The 15,656-nt window shown below is 66.2% G+C and carries 11 protein-coding genes; 7 read left to right on the top strand and 4 right to left on the bottom strand.

All coding sequences use genetic code 11. The features are described from left to right. Positions 1-79 precede the first annotated feature (79 nt). The 4 genes from I4U41_RS03770 (at position 80) to I4U41_RS03755 (ending at position 6,384) form a co-directional block, all read left to right on the top strand. Positions 80-1,621 carry a hypothetical protein gene (locus I4U41_RS03770; RefSeq protein ID WP_206859792.1) on the top strand — a complete coding sequence of 514 codons (1,542 nt, stop codon included), beginning with the start codon at positions 80-82 and terminating at the stop codon, positions 1,619-1,621. Continuing rightward, on the top strand, positions 1,618-2,361 hold the full coding sequence (locus I4U41_RS03765) for a hypothetical protein (RefSeq protein ID WP_206859791.1): 744 nt from the start codon (positions 1,618-1,620) through the stop codon (positions 2,359-2,361). The genes I4U41_RS03770 and I4U41_RS03765 overlap by 4 nt, the downstream gene beginning before the upstream one ends. Continuing rightward, positions 2,354-5,161 carry an AAA family ATPase gene (locus I4U41_RS03760; RefSeq protein WP_206859790.1) on the top strand — a complete coding sequence of 936 codons (2,808 nt, stop codon included), beginning with the start codon at positions 2,354-2,356 and terminating at the stop codon, positions 5,159-5,161. Before I4U41_RS03765 ends, I4U41_RS03760 begins: the two co-directional genes overlap by 8 nt. A 212-nt stretch (positions 5,162-5,373) precedes the next feature. Further along, positions 5,374-6,384: a DUF2399 domain-containing protein gene (locus I4U41_RS03755; protein WP_206859789.1), complete on the top strand. Its 1,011-nt coding sequence runs from the start codon at positions 5,374-5,376 to the stop codon at positions 6,382-6,384. 131 nt (positions 6,385-6,515) lie between these two features. Here the strand turns inward: I4U41_RS03755 and I4U41_RS03750 are convergent, their stop codons facing one another. The 3 genes from I4U41_RS03750 to I4U41_RS03740 all read right to left on the bottom strand — a co-directional run bounded on the left by I4U41_RS03750 (position 6,516) and on the right by I4U41_RS03740 (position 10,081). Continuing rightward, on the bottom strand, positions 6,516-7,535 hold the full coding sequence (locus tag I4U41_RS03750; protein ID WP_206859788.1) for a zinc-binding alcohol dehydrogenase family protein: 1,020 nt from the start codon (positions 7,533-7,535) through the stop codon (positions 6,516-6,518). A 157-nt stretch (positions 7,536-7,692) separates the two neighbouring features. Then, a complete protein-coding gene (locus tag I4U41_RS03745) occupies positions 7,693-8,718 on the bottom strand; it encodes an aldo/keto reductase (protein ID WP_206859787.1) in 1,026 nt (341 codons plus the stop codon). 115 nt (positions 8,719-8,833) lie between these two features. After that, the gene (locus I4U41_RS03740) at positions 8,834-10,081 is read right to left on the bottom strand and encodes an MFS transporter (RefSeq protein WP_242524981.1); all 1,248 of its coding nucleotides are present in this window, start codon (positions 10,079-10,081) and stop codon (positions 8,834-8,836) included. A gap of 525 nt (positions 10,082-10,606) precedes the next feature. On the opposite strand from I4U41_RS03740, the gene I4U41_RS03735 reads away from it, so the two are divergent. Continuing rightward, positions 10,607-11,524, top strand: a complete 918-nt coding sequence (locus I4U41_RS03735) for a LysR family transcriptional regulator (protein WP_206859786.1) — start codon at positions 10,607-10,609, stop codon at positions 11,522-11,524. Positions 11,525-11,791: 267 nt separating this feature from the next. Here the strand turns inward: I4U41_RS03735 and I4U41_RS03730 are convergent, their stop codons facing one another. Further along, entirely contained in the window at positions 11,792-12,583 is a 792-nt protein-coding gene (locus tag I4U41_RS03730; RefSeq protein WP_242524980.1) for a DODA-type extradiol aromatic ring-opening family dioxygenase, read from the bottom strand. 148 nt (positions 12,584-12,731) lie between these two features. Here I4U41_RS03730 and I4U41_RS03725 point away from each other — a divergent pair, with 148 nt between their 5' ends. After that, positions 12,732-14,195 carry a bifunctional 2-methylcitrate dehydratase/aconitate hydratase gene (locus tag I4U41_RS03725; protein WP_206859785.1) on the top strand — a complete coding sequence of 488 codons (1,464 nt, stop codon included), beginning with the start codon at positions 12,732-12,734 and terminating at the stop codon, positions 14,193-14,195. 183 nt (positions 14,196-14,378) lie between these two features. Further along, positions 14,379-15,476, top strand: a complete 1,098-nt coding sequence (locus I4U41_RS03720; protein ID WP_206859784.1) for an OmpA family protein — start codon at positions 14,379-14,381, stop codon at positions 15,474-15,476. Positions 15,477-15,656 lie beyond the last annotated feature (180 nt).

The following is a 15,656-nucleotide window of genomic DNA, read 5'->3' as shown; positions in this document are numbered from 1 at the left end:
CCAAAAGGCCCCGGCGCGCAAGGGTTGTCTCCCGCCCGCCCCTCGCCGAACATGGCCCACCCGTAGTTTCCGGTCCTGTATGGACGACGCTTCCGCACCCCTGCAGGACTACCTCCGCGCCGGCATCGTCGCGGCCGACCTGCCCGACCTGCATCCGCTCCTGTCCGCCCGCGACCTCCTGCGCGCCTTCTCGACCCTGTTCCACGGTGGCGAGGAGAGCGTGATGGTGCGCCTGCTGGTGCTGCGCGCCATCGGCGAGCGCGGCGCCGCGCCGGACTGGAGCCCGCAGGAGCTGCGCGACCACTTCGCCTACCTGGACCCGGTGAAGTTCGACACCGTGCTGGGCCGCCTGCGCGAGAACGACCTGCTGCGCTGGGACAACGACACGCAGCGCTACCGCATCAGCCCGGTTGGGCGCCAGGCGCTGTCGTCGATCGGCCTGCTGCTGCAGTTCAACCGCGAGGGCGACGAGCTGGCCTACGTCACCGCGCAGCTCGCCGCCGGCCAGGCCGTCGGGCGCGTGCGCGGCGACGACCTGCAGCACCTGCTGTCGCGCCTCAACGAATACCGCGAGGATTTCGACCAGGCCGTGCTCAGCGGCTCGGAGCACCGCATCCAGCGCGCCGCCGGCACGCTGCAGCAGGTGTGGCAGTGGGTCGAGAAGGGCACGGCGATCGTCAAGGAGATCGCCGCCGACGAGGAACTCGACGCCGCCACGCACCGCGTCGCGCAGCAGATCGGCCGCGCGCAGAGTTCGATGCTGCGGCAGGCGTCGGTGTTCCAGCGTGCGCTGAACCAGCTCGACCGCCATCGCGTACACATCGGCGCGAGCGGTCTGTCGTCCACCGACGTCAACCGCTTCCTGCGCGGCATGGACACCGACGCGCTCGCCGCGCTGGCGGACGATGCGCTCGCGCGCGTGGTCGCGCCGGCTTTCATGCTGGCGCCCATCGCACTGGACATCGCCGAATACGAGCTGGTCGAACGCGAGCGCGAGGCGCAGGAAGACGCCTCGCTGCCGCCCGCGCAGGACGCGCCCGACGACACGCAGGCGCCGGTGGCCGAGAACGACTACGCGCACGCGGAGCAATGGTTGTCGCAGCTGACCTCGCTCGAACGCGATGCCGACACGGCGCTGTCCGACTGGGTACCGCAGGACGGCTTCGCGGTCAGCGCGTACCGGCTGTCGCTGCTCGGCCTGATCGGCGACCCCGGCGCGGAAAACCGCAACGGCGTCAGCGCATCGATTGCCCAGCTGCCGCTGCGCTGGAAGGTCGGCACGCAGTTCGAGCAGGTCAACCGCGCGGGCGTGGCGTACATGAGCCGGGCGTGGCTGACGGGGAAGGACGACGCGGCGTACGAGGCCGACTCGGTGAACCACGGCGACGACGAATGCGATGCAGGTAGCGAAGCCGACACGCATGCCGCTCCGAAACCTTCCAGGAAACCGTCATCCCGGCGAAAGCCGGGACCCAGGCCCGTAGCGTCCGACGACGCCGTGCCTGCTTCCGACGCTGCCAGCCTGGATCCCGGCCTTCGCCGGGATGACGGGGCAAGCGAGGCAACGGCGAAACAACCAAAGCGGAAGAAAAAGTCCGCCGCAACAACGGAAACCCCATGAGCGACCCCACCGCCACCCTCATCGCCCGCCTGCTCGCCGAGCGCTGGTTGCCGCGCGACGACTCCGCGGTGCGTCAGGTCCTGGTCGACGCGGAACTGCGCGACGACCTCGACCGCCGCCTCGCCGGCGTCGGCCTGCGCCTGCTCGAACATCCCTACGCCGCTCACGTCGCCGTCGGCGTGGCGCGCGCGCAGGAGAACGACGTGTTCGGCAGTGCCCGCGCGTGGGCCGCGAGCAACCTGCAGCTGGATCGCGACGCGCTCGCGCTGCTGGTCGTGCTGTGGTCGCTGCTGGTGCTGCCCAAGCGCCAGCGCCAGATCGCGCGGCAGGAAAGCGAACGCCAGCAGGACCAGGAGCAGATGTTCGCCGAACTCAAACCGGTGCCGGTGGGCCAGGACATGGTCGAACCGATCAACGAACGCACGCTGGTGGCCGACTTCGGCGACAAGCTCGGCGGCAAGTTCCGCATCAACCTCTCGCTCGGCGCGCTGCAGCGACACGGCTTCATCGTGCGCCGCAAGGAACGCATCGCCGAAGGCCCGCTGCTCGACCTCGCATTCGATTACGAACGCATCGCCAGCCGCGTGATGGATGGCGCGCTGTCGTTCGTCGTCGAACAGGCGCGCGCGACGCAGGCGGCCAACGCCGACAGCCTCGACGACGATGCGTACGACGCACCGCTCGACGACGACCTCCACGAAAGCAGCGACACCACCGAAGAGGCGCAGGCCGATGTTTGAGTTCCGCAGCCTGGAAGTCGTGCACTGGGATTACTGGCAGCGTTTCCAGCTGCCGCTCGATGCCTCTGTCATCACCGTCGTCGGGCCGAACGGTTCGGGCAAGACAACGCTGCTCGACGCGCTGCGCACGCTGCTCGCCATCGAGGACCGCGAAACCGCGCGCGACTACAAGACCTACCTGCGCCACAACGGCAAAGGCCAGGCGTGGCTGCGCGCGGTGGTGAGCAATCGCCCCGATCGCCGCGGCGGTCGTCCGTTCTTCCCGATCAAGGACGAGACCGTCACGCTCGCATGCCGCATCCGCAAGCGCGGCGGCGACTGGTCGCGCGATTACCAGATCCTTGCCGGCGACGTGCCGGTCGAACAGATCGAAACCGGCGGCGAATGGCTCGGCGTGCGCGATTACCGCGTGCGGCTTGCCGGCGCCGGCCTCACGCGCGCGATCTGCCGGGTGCTCACGCTGGAGCAGGGCGCCACGGACAAGCTCTGCCAGCTTTCGCCGCGCGAACTGCTCCAACTGGTGTTCGACGTGTTCGAGGACAAGGCGGTGCTGGACGACTACCAGCGCGCCAAGAGCGAACAGCTCGACGTCGAGAAGGAAATCGAACAACTGCGCCACGGGTTGGGCGAGCTGCATTTCAAGCTCGAATCGGCCCGCGTGGACGTGCGTTCGTTCGAGGAAGGCCAGGCGCTGCGAAACCAGCGCCAGCGACTGCAGGCGGAGATCGCGCCGAAGATCGAACTGGCCGATTTGCGCGCCACGCTGGAAGGCGCGCGTCCGCGCCTGACCGGCCTGCGTCGCGCGCTGCGCGAACGCGAGCGCGTGTTCGATAGCCTTCGGACGCGCGAAGCCAACGCCGTCGGTCAACGTGACGAACTGCGCGCGGCGATCGAACGCGCCCGCGCCGATGTGCGCGCATGCGAAACCGAATTCACCGCCGCGCGCGATCACGCACGCGATGCCGAGATGCTGGTGCGCCGTCGCGACGAACTCGCGCGCGTGCAGGCGCAGCGCGGTGCGGTGGACGTGGAAGCGCTCAGCCGCCGCGTGGAAGAAGGCCGCCGCCGTCAGGCCGAACTGAAGCTGGAAGCCGAGCGCGATCGCCAGCGCACCGGCGAAATCGCCGCGCAGGTCGCGGCGCTCAGCGGTGGCGGCCGCATCGTCGAGCCGTTCGAGCGCGATTTCCGCACCACGCTCGACAACGCGGGCATCGAACACCGCGTGCTCACCGAACTGGTCGACATCGTCGATCCGAAGTGGTCGGTCGCCGTCGAAGCCGTGCTGGCGCCGTATCGCCACCTCATCGTGCTGGAGAATCCGCGCGACGAAGGTGCGGCGTGGAAGCTCGGCGAGAAGATGCAGTACCGCCACTTCGTCGTGTCCACGCGCACGCCGGTGGAGAAGGCGACGAAGGGCTCGCTGCTGGAAGTGGTGAAGTTCTCGGCCGAGCCGCCGTCGTGGCTGCCCAAGCAACTGGACAAGATCCAGCGCGTGGAGGACATCGAGGACGGCCGTCGCCTGCCGAAGGGGCAGGACTGGATCACGCTGAAGGGCTACCTGCGCGAACATCGCGGCGGTCGCCACATCGGCGGCGGTGCGCCGCACTTCGGCAGCGGCGCTCGGCAGGCGCGCCTGGATGAGCTGCGCGCCGAACAGGTCAAGATCCAGCAGCGTACGCACGCCCGCGAAGACGAATTGAGCGAACTAGGCAGGCGCGTCGACGCCGAACAGAGGCGATTGCTTGGCTTGGATGCCGGGCAGGAGCTGGTGACGCGCGCGGCGGAGTTCGCCGATGCCGCCGAACGCCTTCCTGCGCTGGCCGAAGCGGCGCAGCAAGCGGGCCTCGCATTGTCCGACGCGCGCGCGAAGCTCGACGGGCTGGAAGCCGAAGACAAGGCCCAAAGCATCGCCGGTGCTACGCGCGCCGGCGAGATCCGTTCCCTCGACAATGAAGTGCGCGAGCGTGCCCAGCAGATCGCGCATGAACGTCAACAACTGGTGCAGCGCATTGTCGAGTTCCGCCGCAAACGCGCGCTGATGCCTGCCGCGTGGCGGACCACCGATGCCCTACGCCTGGTGCGAGAGGAGTACGAAAGCGTCGGTGCTGTGCGGCGCGAGCTGGAACGCCTTGACGAGCGCCTACAACGTGGTGGCTACATCGAGGACGATGGGTGCATCGCGCTGCGCGACAAGTTCGCCGCCGACCATGATGGCCTTGAATCGACCATCGGCAAGCGCGAGGCGCACCTGCAGCGCGCGCGCCGCATCACCGAGGAAGCGCGCGGCGCGTACATCAACGTGCTGCGCGCGACGGTGCGCCGTTACAAGAAGAACCTCGCCGCGCTGGGTGAACTAGCCGGCATCGGCGTCGATGTCGACATGCCGGAGCTGGTGAACGAGGACGCAGCGCTCGCGCAGGCAGGGCTGACGGTAAAGTTCGACTTCGACCGCAAGGGCTGGATCGGGCTCGACGACGGCGAAGCGTCTGGTGGCCAGCAGGTGATGAAGTCGTTGTTGCTGCTCGTCGGCCTGCTGCGCGACGACGATCAGCCGGGCGGTTTCGTCTTCATCGACGAACCCTTCGCGCATCTAGATGTGTTCAACATCGAGAAGGTCGGTCGCTTCCTTCGCTCGACCGATGCACAGTACATCCTGACTACGCCGATCACGCATAACTTAAACGTGTTCGAGCCTTCAGATCTCGTCTTGGCGACCAGTAAGCGTCGCGGCGGCAATGTGTGGGCCGAACCGGTTGCGGTGCTCAAGCGCGATAGAAGCGGGGAGGTTGTAGCAGCGTGAGCACAATAGATGGGTGGTCTGCGCCGGATGGACGGGGGATACGATCCCATGCTTTGCAAAGCGCTCGGATATCGGAGCGCCGTCGTCTACGGCGAAGTTTCGCAAGCGGACACCAAATTGTCGTCGATGCGTGGTCAAAGGAGCAAAGAGAACTAGCGTTGGCTTGGTTGCGGTTACGGACAGGAAAGCAGGGAACCCTTACCTGGAAGGCGATGTCCCAGAAGGCGGGCGAGCAACGATGGGCTGAGGCGCGAAGGCTGTTACAAGCATTGCTTGAAGAGGGATGGGTCGAGCTATGTGAGCAGATAAGGAAGGGGGAGTGGTTACCTCAGCACGTGAGATGGCTGCGTCGCGAGGTGTTGGAGGCCGCTCTCGGCATGCCAAATCTGTTAGACATAGGAACAGGCGTCCAGCGGCTGCGCACGCTCGGCTTCGCGGACTCACGCTTGATCGCACTTGCCGATAGCGTGTCGGGGCTGCGGCCGGATTTGCAACTGCGGCGCATGCACCTGCTCCATAAGCTGGATGCATGGTTGGCATCAGACCAAGTCGGTACGCGCCGACAGTTTGCATTGGCTGCTCGTAATGACACTAAAGGGATAACCGAAGCTGAGTGGAAATGGCTGGACGAGTCACTTGGTTTGGAAACATTGGGCATCGAGGCTCACACGCCGGGCCTCTGGTTGCGTGCGCCAATACGACTTTCATGTGCTGACGGTATTCTGGATCTGCGAGCTGTGCCGGACGCGATCGCAATCACTCCGGCTACCTTCGCGGCCGCCAAGATTGAAGGCTCCATGGGTTGCTGGCGTGTGGTGGAGAATCGAACAAGTTTTGAACAGGCAGCGCGTGCGCATGGTGCTAAAGAAGGCGTGTTGTGGCTGCCCGGATTTGCTCCAAAGTGGTGGAGAGCGATAGTTTCCAATCTCTTGAAAGTGGCGCCAGCGCCACTGTGGATCTCCTGCGACCCTGATCCCGCTGGCATTCGCATCGCCCTATCTGTCGCTGAACTCTGGGAAGAGCATGGCTTGCAATGGCAGCCTTGGAGAATGAGTTCTACTGACTTGCTTTCTTTGTCGGCGCACAGGCCTTTGAATGATTACGATCGGGCCGAGATCCTGCGGATTTCAGACCACCCATCGCATACGATTTTCGCTGGCCTGATATGCGCTCTAACAGAGCGCGGTAAAGGAGAGCAGGAAGGATTAGATCTGGGGCTTTGAATCACATTGGATCGTTGATGTAGTCCGGGTGCTGGTGCACGTCCTTCTTAACCTTGTGTGTGTGTTCTTGCCTGGAGCAAAGAATCCCGTGAATGTGCGGGCTGGAACTCGACTCAGATAGAGGGTTGGGTTCACCACCCCGACACCACCAGCTTCCCGATCGTAGTCCCCGATTCCAGCCGGCGATGCGCCTCGCGCAGGTTCCCGGCGTTGATCGGCGACAGCGTGTCGCGCTGCGTGCCGCGCAGTTCGCCCGCGTCGATCAGCTGCGCCACGCGCGCCAGGATGCGGCCCTGTTCGTCCATGTCCGGCGTCTGGAAGCGCGGGCGGCCGAACATCATTTCCCAGTGGATGCCGATGCACTTGAACTTGTACGGGTCGCCCAGTCGCACCGGCTCCTTCGGCTCGACGATCAAACCGACATGGCCCTGCGGCGCGAGGATCTCGCCGAGCTCCTCCCAGTAACGATTCGTGTCGTACAGATTCAGCGCCGCATCGACCGTTTCAAAACCCAGCGCCTTCAACTGCGCATGCAGCGGCTTGCGATGGTCGATGACGTGATGCGCGCCGAGTTCGCGACACCACGCGATGGTGTCTTCGCGCGACGCCGTGGCGATCACGGTGAAGCCTGCACGGCGCGCGATCTGGATCGCGATCGAACCCACGCCACCGGCACCAGCGATGATCAGCAGCGACTTGCCCTTGCCGCCGTGCTCGGAATCGAACGGCATGCGCTGGAACAGCAGTTCCCACGCCGTGAGCGCAGTCAGCGGCAGCGCGGCAGCCTGCGCGGCATCGAGCGTCTTGGGCGCATGCGCGACGATGCGCGAATCCACCAGCTGCAGCTGCGCGTTGCTGCCCGGGCGCGTGATGTCGCCGGCGTAGTACACGCGGTCGCCGGGCTTGAATTCGGTGGCCTTGTCGCCGATGGCTTCGACGATGCCGGCCGCGTCATAGCCGAGCACCTTCGGCTGTTCTTCGACCTGCGGCTTGGGCGAACGCACTTTCGTGTCGACGGGGTTCACCGATACCGCTTCGACGCGCACGAGCAGATCGAAACCGGTCGGTGCGGGCGGGTCGGGAAGTTCGACGTCGAGCAGCGACTGCGGATCGTCGATGGGGAGATAGCGGGTGAGGGCGACGGCTTTCATGTGAGGTTTCTCGTTGTCCGAATGTCGCCTCCTCCTGCGCGCAGAGGGAGGGTGGGAAGGGTCTTGCGGCGACGTCAGCGCCGGGCTCGCGCGATGCGGCTTCGCGACCCAGCCCTCCCCTGCGAGCAGGGGAGGGAGCATCACGGGGGTGTTTCGATCACACCGGCGACGGATTGCGCTCGAACGTGCGCTGGTGCCAGTACGGATAGGCCGGCGTCACGGCGCTGGCTTCGTCGAGCACGGCCACCTGTTCGGGCGTGAGGTTCCAGCCGACCGCGCCGAGGTTCTGCTTCAGCTGTTCCTCGTTGCGCGCGCCGATGACGATGGTCGAAACGGTCGGGCGCTGCAGCAGCCAGTTGAGCGCGATCTGCGGCACCGTCTTGCCGGTTTCGGCGGCGATCGCATCGAGCACATCGACCACGCGATACAGCAGTTCCTCGTCGACCGGCGGGCCGAAATCCGAACTGCCCGGCAGGCGGCTCACTTCCGGACGCGGCTGGTTGCGACGGATCTTGCCGGTGAGGCGCCCCCAGCCAAGCGGGCTCCAGATCACGCCGCCCACGCCCTGGTCGAGGCCGAGCGGCATCTGCTCCCATTCGTAATCGCGACCGATCAGCGAGTAATACGCCTGGTTGGCGACATAGCGCGTCCAGCCGTAGCGATCGGCGGTGGCGAGCGACTTCATCAGGTGCCAGCCGGAGAAGTTCGACACACCGAGGTAACGGATCTTGCCCGCGCGCACGAGATCGTCGAGCGTGCGCAGCGTTTCCTCCACCGGCGTCTTCGCATCGAAGCCGTGCAGCTGGAACAGGTCGATGTAGTCGGTGCCCAGGCGCTTGAGCTGCGCGTCGATCGTGCGCAGCAGATGGAAGCGCGACGAACCGACGGCGTTGGGATCGTTCTCGTCGAAGCGGAACGTCGCCTTGGTCGAGATCAGCACCTTGTCGCGGCGGCCCTTGATGGCCTCGCCGAGGATGCTTTCGGCCATGCCGCCGGAATACACGTCGGCGCTGTCGAACAGGTTGAGGCCGGCATCGAGGCAGATGTCGATCAGTCGCGACGCTTCGGCGACATCGGTATTGCCCCACGAACCGAACAACTGCCCTTTGCCGCCGAACGTGCCGGTGCCGAAGCTCAGTGCGGGAACGCGGAAGCCGGAATTGCCGAGATAACGAAAGTCCATCGTGGAATCCTCTTGGAGCCTCTTCCGCGCGCGGAAGAGGGTGGGGGTGAGGGGAGGAAGCGGCGGCGTTCGAGCGTGCCACCGCCGTTGATGCGTTTCAGTGAACCCGGGTGCGTCAGGCCGCTTCGGCGGCGCAGTCGCGCGGCAGGGCCTCGGTGCGCGCGGCGCGACGCTCGATCCGCACGCTCCACAGTGCGACGAGCAGGCCGGCGGCGGTGACCAGCGCGGCGGCCCAGGTGATCGCGGCAAGTCCCGGGCCACGTTCGATCACCATGCCGCCGAGCCACGCGCCGGTCGCATTGCCGAGATTGAACGCGGCGATGTTGAAGCTCGACGCGAGGTTCTGCCCGGCACCCTCGGCGAAACCTAGCACGCGCAGTTGCAGCGGTGAGACGGTGGCGAACGCGGCGATGCCGAGCAGGCCGACGAAGGCGACCATCAGCACCGGGCTGTGCAGCACGAAGCTCATCACCGCCAGCACGACGGCCAGCGCGAACAGCGTGCCGAGCAGCGCGGGCGTCGCCCGGTGGTCGGCGAGTCGGCCGCCGAGCAGGTTGCCCACGACCATGCCGCCGCCGAACACCAGCAGGATCGGCGACACCGCAGCGTCGGAGAAACCGGTGAGCGACGTCAGCAGCGGCTGCACGTAGGTGATCACCACGAACACGCCGGCGAAGCCAAGCATCGTCATCAGCAGGCCGAGCAGCACCTGCGGACGCGCGATCGTCGCCAGTTCCTCGCGCAGCGGCGCGGGCTCGCTGGTGTCGCGGCTGCGCGGCACCAGCAGCGCGATCACCGCCAGCGACACGACGCCGACCAGGCCCATCGCCCAGAACGTCGAACGCCAGCCGAAATGCAGGCCGAGCCACGCGCCAACCGGCATGCCCAGCAGCGTCGCGAGCGTCAGTCCGGAGAACATGATCGAGATGGCGGACGCCTTGCGTTCGGCCGGCACCAAGCCGGTGGCGACCACCGCGCCGACACCGAAGAACGTGCCGTGCGTGAGCGAGGTGACGACGCGGGCGATCATCAGCGTCGTGTAGTCCGGCGCGAGCGCGCAGGCGAGATTGCCGACGGTGTAGATGCCCATCAGCGCGAGCAGCACCGCCTTGCGCGGCATGCGGCGCGTGAGCAGCGTGAGGATCGGCGCGCCGGCGAACACGCCCAGCGCGTAGCCGGACACGAGCATGCCGGCGGCGGCGATCGAGACATGGAGGTCCGCGGCGACCTGCAGCAGCAGGCCCATGATCACGAACTCGGCGCAGCCGATGCCGAAGGAGCCGGCGGTCAGCGCGTACAGCGCCAGCGGCATGCGGCCGGGCGCGGTGCCGGCAGCGGGAGAAGCGGGAAGGGGAGTGGCCATGGGGCGTGCTTTCGAAGGGAAGCGCGCAGGCTAGGCCCTTGCATCTTGTCGGGAAACCGGCAGGATCGCTAAGGAGTTTCAATGAAGCATTGATAATCCACGAATCCCGAATCCCGAATCCCGATTCCCGATTCCCGATTCCCGATTCCCGAATCCCGATTCCCGATTCCCGATTCCCGAATCCCGAATCCCGATTCCCGATTCCCGATTCCCGATTCCCGAATCCCGATTCCCGAATCCCGAATCCCGAATCCCGAATCCCGATTCCCGATTCCCGATTCCCGAATCCCGAATCCCGAATCCCGAATCCCGAATCCCGATTCCCGATTCCCGAATCCCGAATCCCGAATCCCAAATCCCGAATCCCGAATCCCGAATCCCGATTCCCGAATCCCGAATCCCGAATCCCGAATCCCGATTCCCGAATCCCGATTCCCGATTCCCGATTCCCGAATCCCGAATCCCGAATCCCGAATCCCGAATCCCGAATCCCGAATCCCGAATCCCGAATCCCGAGCCAGACCAATGGACCGCATAGGCGACCTCACCCTGTTCCTCCGCGTGCTCGACCTCGGCTCGATCAGCGCAGCCGCGCGCAGCCTCGATCTGTCGGTCGCGGTGGCGAGCCAGCGCCTCAAGCGGCTGGAGCGCGACCTCGGCGTGCGCCTGCTCCACCGCACCACGCGCCGCCTGCACGCCACGCCCGAAGGCGCCGCGCTTGCGGAGCAGGGGCGGCCGCTGGTGGAAGACCTGGAGGCGCTCACCGGCGGTCTGCGGCAGGCCGCCGCGGAAATCAGCGGCACGTTGCGCGTCACCGCGTCGGCGTCGTTCGGGCGCCAGTACCTGTCGCCGCTGCTGCCCGAGTTCCTCGCGCTGCATCCGCGCGTGAAGCTCAGCATCAACCTCACCGACCAGATGGTCGATCTGGTCAGCGCCGGCGTCGACCTGGCGATCCGCATCGGCGCGCTCGACGACTCCTCGCTGGTCGCGCGCAAGCTCGCGGTGAACCGGCGCGTGGTGTGCGCCTCGCCTGACTACCTGCGTCGCCACGGCACGCCGCGCACGCCGCAGGATCTGGTCGAACACGAATGCGTGCTGCTGGTCGGCAGCCAGGGGCGGCAGGACGTATGGCGTTTCGGCGATGGCTCTGGCGGAGAGATCGTGGTGCGCGTGCGCGGTCGCATGGAGACGAATTACGGCGAACTCGTGCGCGATGGTGCGGTCGCGGGAATGGGCATCGCCATCCATTCGAACTGGCACGCCAGCCGCGACCTGCGCGAAGGCCGCCTGGTGCAGGTGCTGCAGGATTACCCGATCGCCGAAAGCGGCATCTACGCGGTGATGCCGCAGCGGCGCCTGGTGCCGCCACGCGTGCGGGCGTTCGTGGATTTCCTGGCGGAGAAGTTTGCGGACCCGCCTTGGGAAATGGATTCGCGTACTTGAGTTCTGAAGTCCCTATCCATCGGAAGAGGGGTCGAGGGGGAACGAAGGGCCAACGGCAAACACACGGTGCAGTGATGCACCTGTGGTTCAAAGCTTCTGTAGCCCGGGTAAGCGAAGCGCACCCGGGGAAGCTGCCGCGCCTCAATCCCGGGTGCGCTTCGCTTACCCGGGCTACAAGAGCTACAAGAGCTACAAGAGCTACAAGAGCTACAAGAGCTACAAGAGCTACAAGAGCTACAAGAGCTACAAGAGCCCGGGCCGGGCAGTTCAGTCGAACGCGAACGCATCCAATGCGAGCGACCCGAACTCGTACGAGCGATGCAAGGTCCGCACGTTCGCCATCGCACCACCGGCGCCCAGCGCCACGAATAGCGGCATCAGGTGCTCCACGGTCGGGTGCGCGCGTCGCGCATGCGGCGCGCGCGCGTGCCAGTCGATCAACGCGTCGACGTCGTTCGCCTCCAGCTTCGCACGCATCCACTGTGCGAACTCGTCGGCCCACGGCGCGATCGGCGCGTCGGCGTGGCTCCAGTCCAGTTCGCCCAGGTTGTGCACGAAACCGCCCGAGCCGATCACCAGCACGCCTTCGTCGCGCAGCGGCGCGAGCGCGCGGCCGATCGCCACGTGCTGTGCCGCATCGCCGTGCGGCATCACCGACAGCGGCACCACCGGGATGTCGGGCTGCGGATACATGCGCCGCAAGGGGACCCACACCCCGTGGTCGAGCCCGTGGTCCTCGCGCACGCGCGCGGGCAGTCCCGCCTCCGCCAGGTGCTTCGCGATCGCCTCCGCGAGGTCCGGCGAACCCGGCGCCGGATAGCGCAGTTCGTACAGCGCCGGCGGGAAGCCGCCGAAGTCGTGCACGGTCCGCGGTTGCGCGGCGCCGCCGACGAGCGGCGTTTCGCTGGCGAAATGCGCCGACGCAACGACGATCGCCTTCGGCCATGGCAACTCGCGGCCCAGGGTGTCGAGGAAGCGACCGGCGGGGGAATCCTGCACGGCCAGCATCGGCGAGCCGTGGGAGAGGAACAGGCTGGGGAGTCGGATGGGAACGTCCATTCCATGAAACTTGAGCCTGACAGGGCAATTTTCCAAGCACGGGCGCCGGTCCGGTGCGTTCCGCCCGTCGCGCTTCGCCCCGGGCTTTTCACGGCCGGCGTGCGAAGGGTGCACCAACATGGCGGTTTTCACGCATGGAACCGCGCGCATGAGCCACGCCCAGGTCCGCTCCGCCGTCCGTCCGCCGCCGGACGCGCCGATGACGCAGGTCGCCGATTACGTCCTCGATCCCGGCGTCGGTTCGCGCGAAGCCTTCGAGACCGCGCGCTTCATGCTGCTCGACTCGCTCGCCTGCGCCGCGCTGGCGATGGACCACGAGGAATGCCGCAAGCACCTGGGCCCGCTCGTGCCCGGCGCGGAGCTGCCCGGCGGCGCACGCGTGCCGTACACCGCGTACGAACTCGATCCCGCGCAGGCGGCCTACAACATCGGCACGCAGATCCGCTGGCTCGACTTCAACGACACCTGGCTCGCTGCCGAATGGGGCCATCCGTCGGACAACCTCGGCACGATCCTCGCGATCGCCGATTACCTCGGACAGCAGGCGATCGCGCAGGGCAGGGCGCCGATGACGCTGCGCGAGGTGCTCGGCTGGGCGATCAAGGCGCACGAGATCCAGGGCTGCTATGCGCTGAAGAACGCGTTCAATCGCGTCGGTCTCGATCACGTGATCCTGGTGCGCCTCGCATCGACCGCCGTCGCGACGGCGATGTTCGGCGGCAGCCGCGAACAGGTCGTCACCGCGATCTCGCACAGCTGGATCGACAACGGCGCACTGCGCACGTACCGACACGCGCCCAACACCGGACCGCGCAAGAGCTGGGCCGCGGGCGATGCGTGCCGGCGCGCGGTGATCCATGCGCTCAACGCGATCAAGGGCGTGGTGGGTTATCCGAGCGCACTCACCGCGCCCACGTGGGGTTTCTACGACGTCGCTTTCGATGGCAAGCCGTTCGAGTTCGAACGCGACTTCGGCAGCTACGTGATGGAAAACGTGCTGTTCAAGATCAGCTTCCCCGCCGAGTTCCATGCGCAGACCGCGGTGGAATGCGCGATGCAGCTGCATCGGCTGGTCGCTCCGAAGCTGGAGCACGACGGCGTTGAATCGGTCGAACGGATCGTCATCGAGACCCAGCAGGCGGCGCTGCGCATCATCGACAAGACCGGCCCGCTGGCCAACTACGCCGACCGCGACCACTGCATCCAGTACATGGTGGCCGTCCCGCTGCTCTTCGGCCGTTTGACCGCGCAGGACTACACCGACGCCGTGGCGATCGATCCCCGGATCGATGCGCTGCGCGCGCGGACGACGGTGGTGGAAAACCCCCGTTTCACCCAGGAGTACTTCGATCCCGACAAACGGTATATCGGCAATTCGGTCCAGGTGTTCTTCAAGGACGGTGCGTCGACGCCGAAGGTTTCGATCGACTTTCCGATCGGCCACCGACGCCGGCGCGCGGAAGGCATGCCCGTGCTGATGCGCAAGTTCGAACACGCGGTCGCTTCGAAACTCCCTGAAATGCAGGCACGCACGTTGACGACGCTCGCTTCCTCGCCGGGCGGATTCGATGCGGTGCCCATCACGCAGTTCATGTCGTTGTTCAGGAAATGAACCCCCGCGTAGCAATGAAAACGCAGGCGGGAACTCCTGCGTTTGTTAGTTCACCGTTAACACCGCTTTCACATAGGCAAACTTAACCTCCGCGTCGATGGCGTCGTTAGGGCGGCCGTCCTCCATGGAACGGGAGGACCACGCAGGCGCTGTTCCCGTTTCTCAGATCAAGGAGCTGGATACATGAATAAGAAACTCCTCTGCGCCGCCCTGCTGGGTGGTCTGAGCCTGGCCCAGGTCGCCAATGCCCAGGTCGCCGATGACCGCTGGTACCTCACCGGTTCGGCCGGCATGAACATCCAGGACAACGATCGCGGCACACGCAACGCGCCGTTCGGCGCGCTCGGCGTGGGCAAGTTCCTCAACGACAACTGGTCGCTCGACGGCGAGCTGAATTACCAGAACCCCAACTTCGACGACAATCAGGACCTCAACTGGTCGCAGTACGGCATCTCGTTCGATGCGCGCCGCTTCTTCAATGCGGAAGGCCGCAACTGGGCGCCGTACATCCTGATGGGCCTGGGTTACCAGGAATCGGAAGAGGAGTTCGACCGGTTCCCCGATCCGAACTCGCCCGGCGAGCGCAAGGAAGGCAACGTCGCCGCGAAGGTCGGCGTTGGCATCCAGAGCGCGCTGGCCGGCAAGCGCGCGGCGATCCGCACCGAACTGGCCTACCGCGCCGACTTCGACGACGGTGCGCCGGACGTGGGCGCCGAAGCGCTGCGCGACGAGAGCTGGTACGGCGACCTGCTGGCCTCGGTCGGCGTCGTGATCCCGCTGGGCGCCCCGGTCGTCCCGCCGCCGCCGGCTCCGGCCGCGCCGAGCTGCGCCGACCTCGACGACGACGGCGACGGCGTCAACAACTGCGACGACAAGTGCCCGGATTCGCAGGCCGGCCAGACCATCGGTCCGGACGGCTGCCCGGTCCCGGTGTCGATCGACCTGAAGGGCGTGAACTTCGACTTCGACAAGGCGACGCTGCGTCCCGACGCGGTTTCGATCCTGTCGGAAGCGACCGAGATCCTGAAGCGCTATCCGGAGCTGCGCGTCGAAGTCGCCGGCCACACCGACCAGTGCGGCAGCGACGAGTACAACCAGAAGCTGTCCGAGCGTCGCGCAACGGCCGTGTACGACTACCTGACCAGCAACGGCGTGGATGCCTCGCGCCTGCAGGGTCCGATCGGCTACGGCGAGAGCCGTCCGCTGGAGGACAAGGGTCAGAAGTTCCCGGAGTGCAAGAGCGAGATCAACCGCCGTACCGAGCTGAACGTCCAGAACTAAGGACCGGCCGGTACGCGGGAGACGCCCGCGGTACCAAGACGAAGCCCGGCGATCGCCGGGCTTCGTTTATTTACCGGACATTCTTTGCAAAGAACGTTAACTAGTATTAACAATCGTCTTGACGGGTGTATCATTCCCGCGTCAGTGACCCGCGGTGCTGACCCTCGCTGGTCCCCGTTC

The sequence above is a fragment of the Lysobacter changpingensis genome, from assembly GCF_017308985.1.
Lineage (GTDB): Bacteria > Pseudomonadota > Gammaproteobacteria > Xanthomonadales > Xanthomonadaceae > Lysobacter_J > Lysobacter_J changpingensis.
Note: the sequence above shows the minus strand (reverse complement) of the source record. Positions and strands in the feature narration are given on the sequence as shown.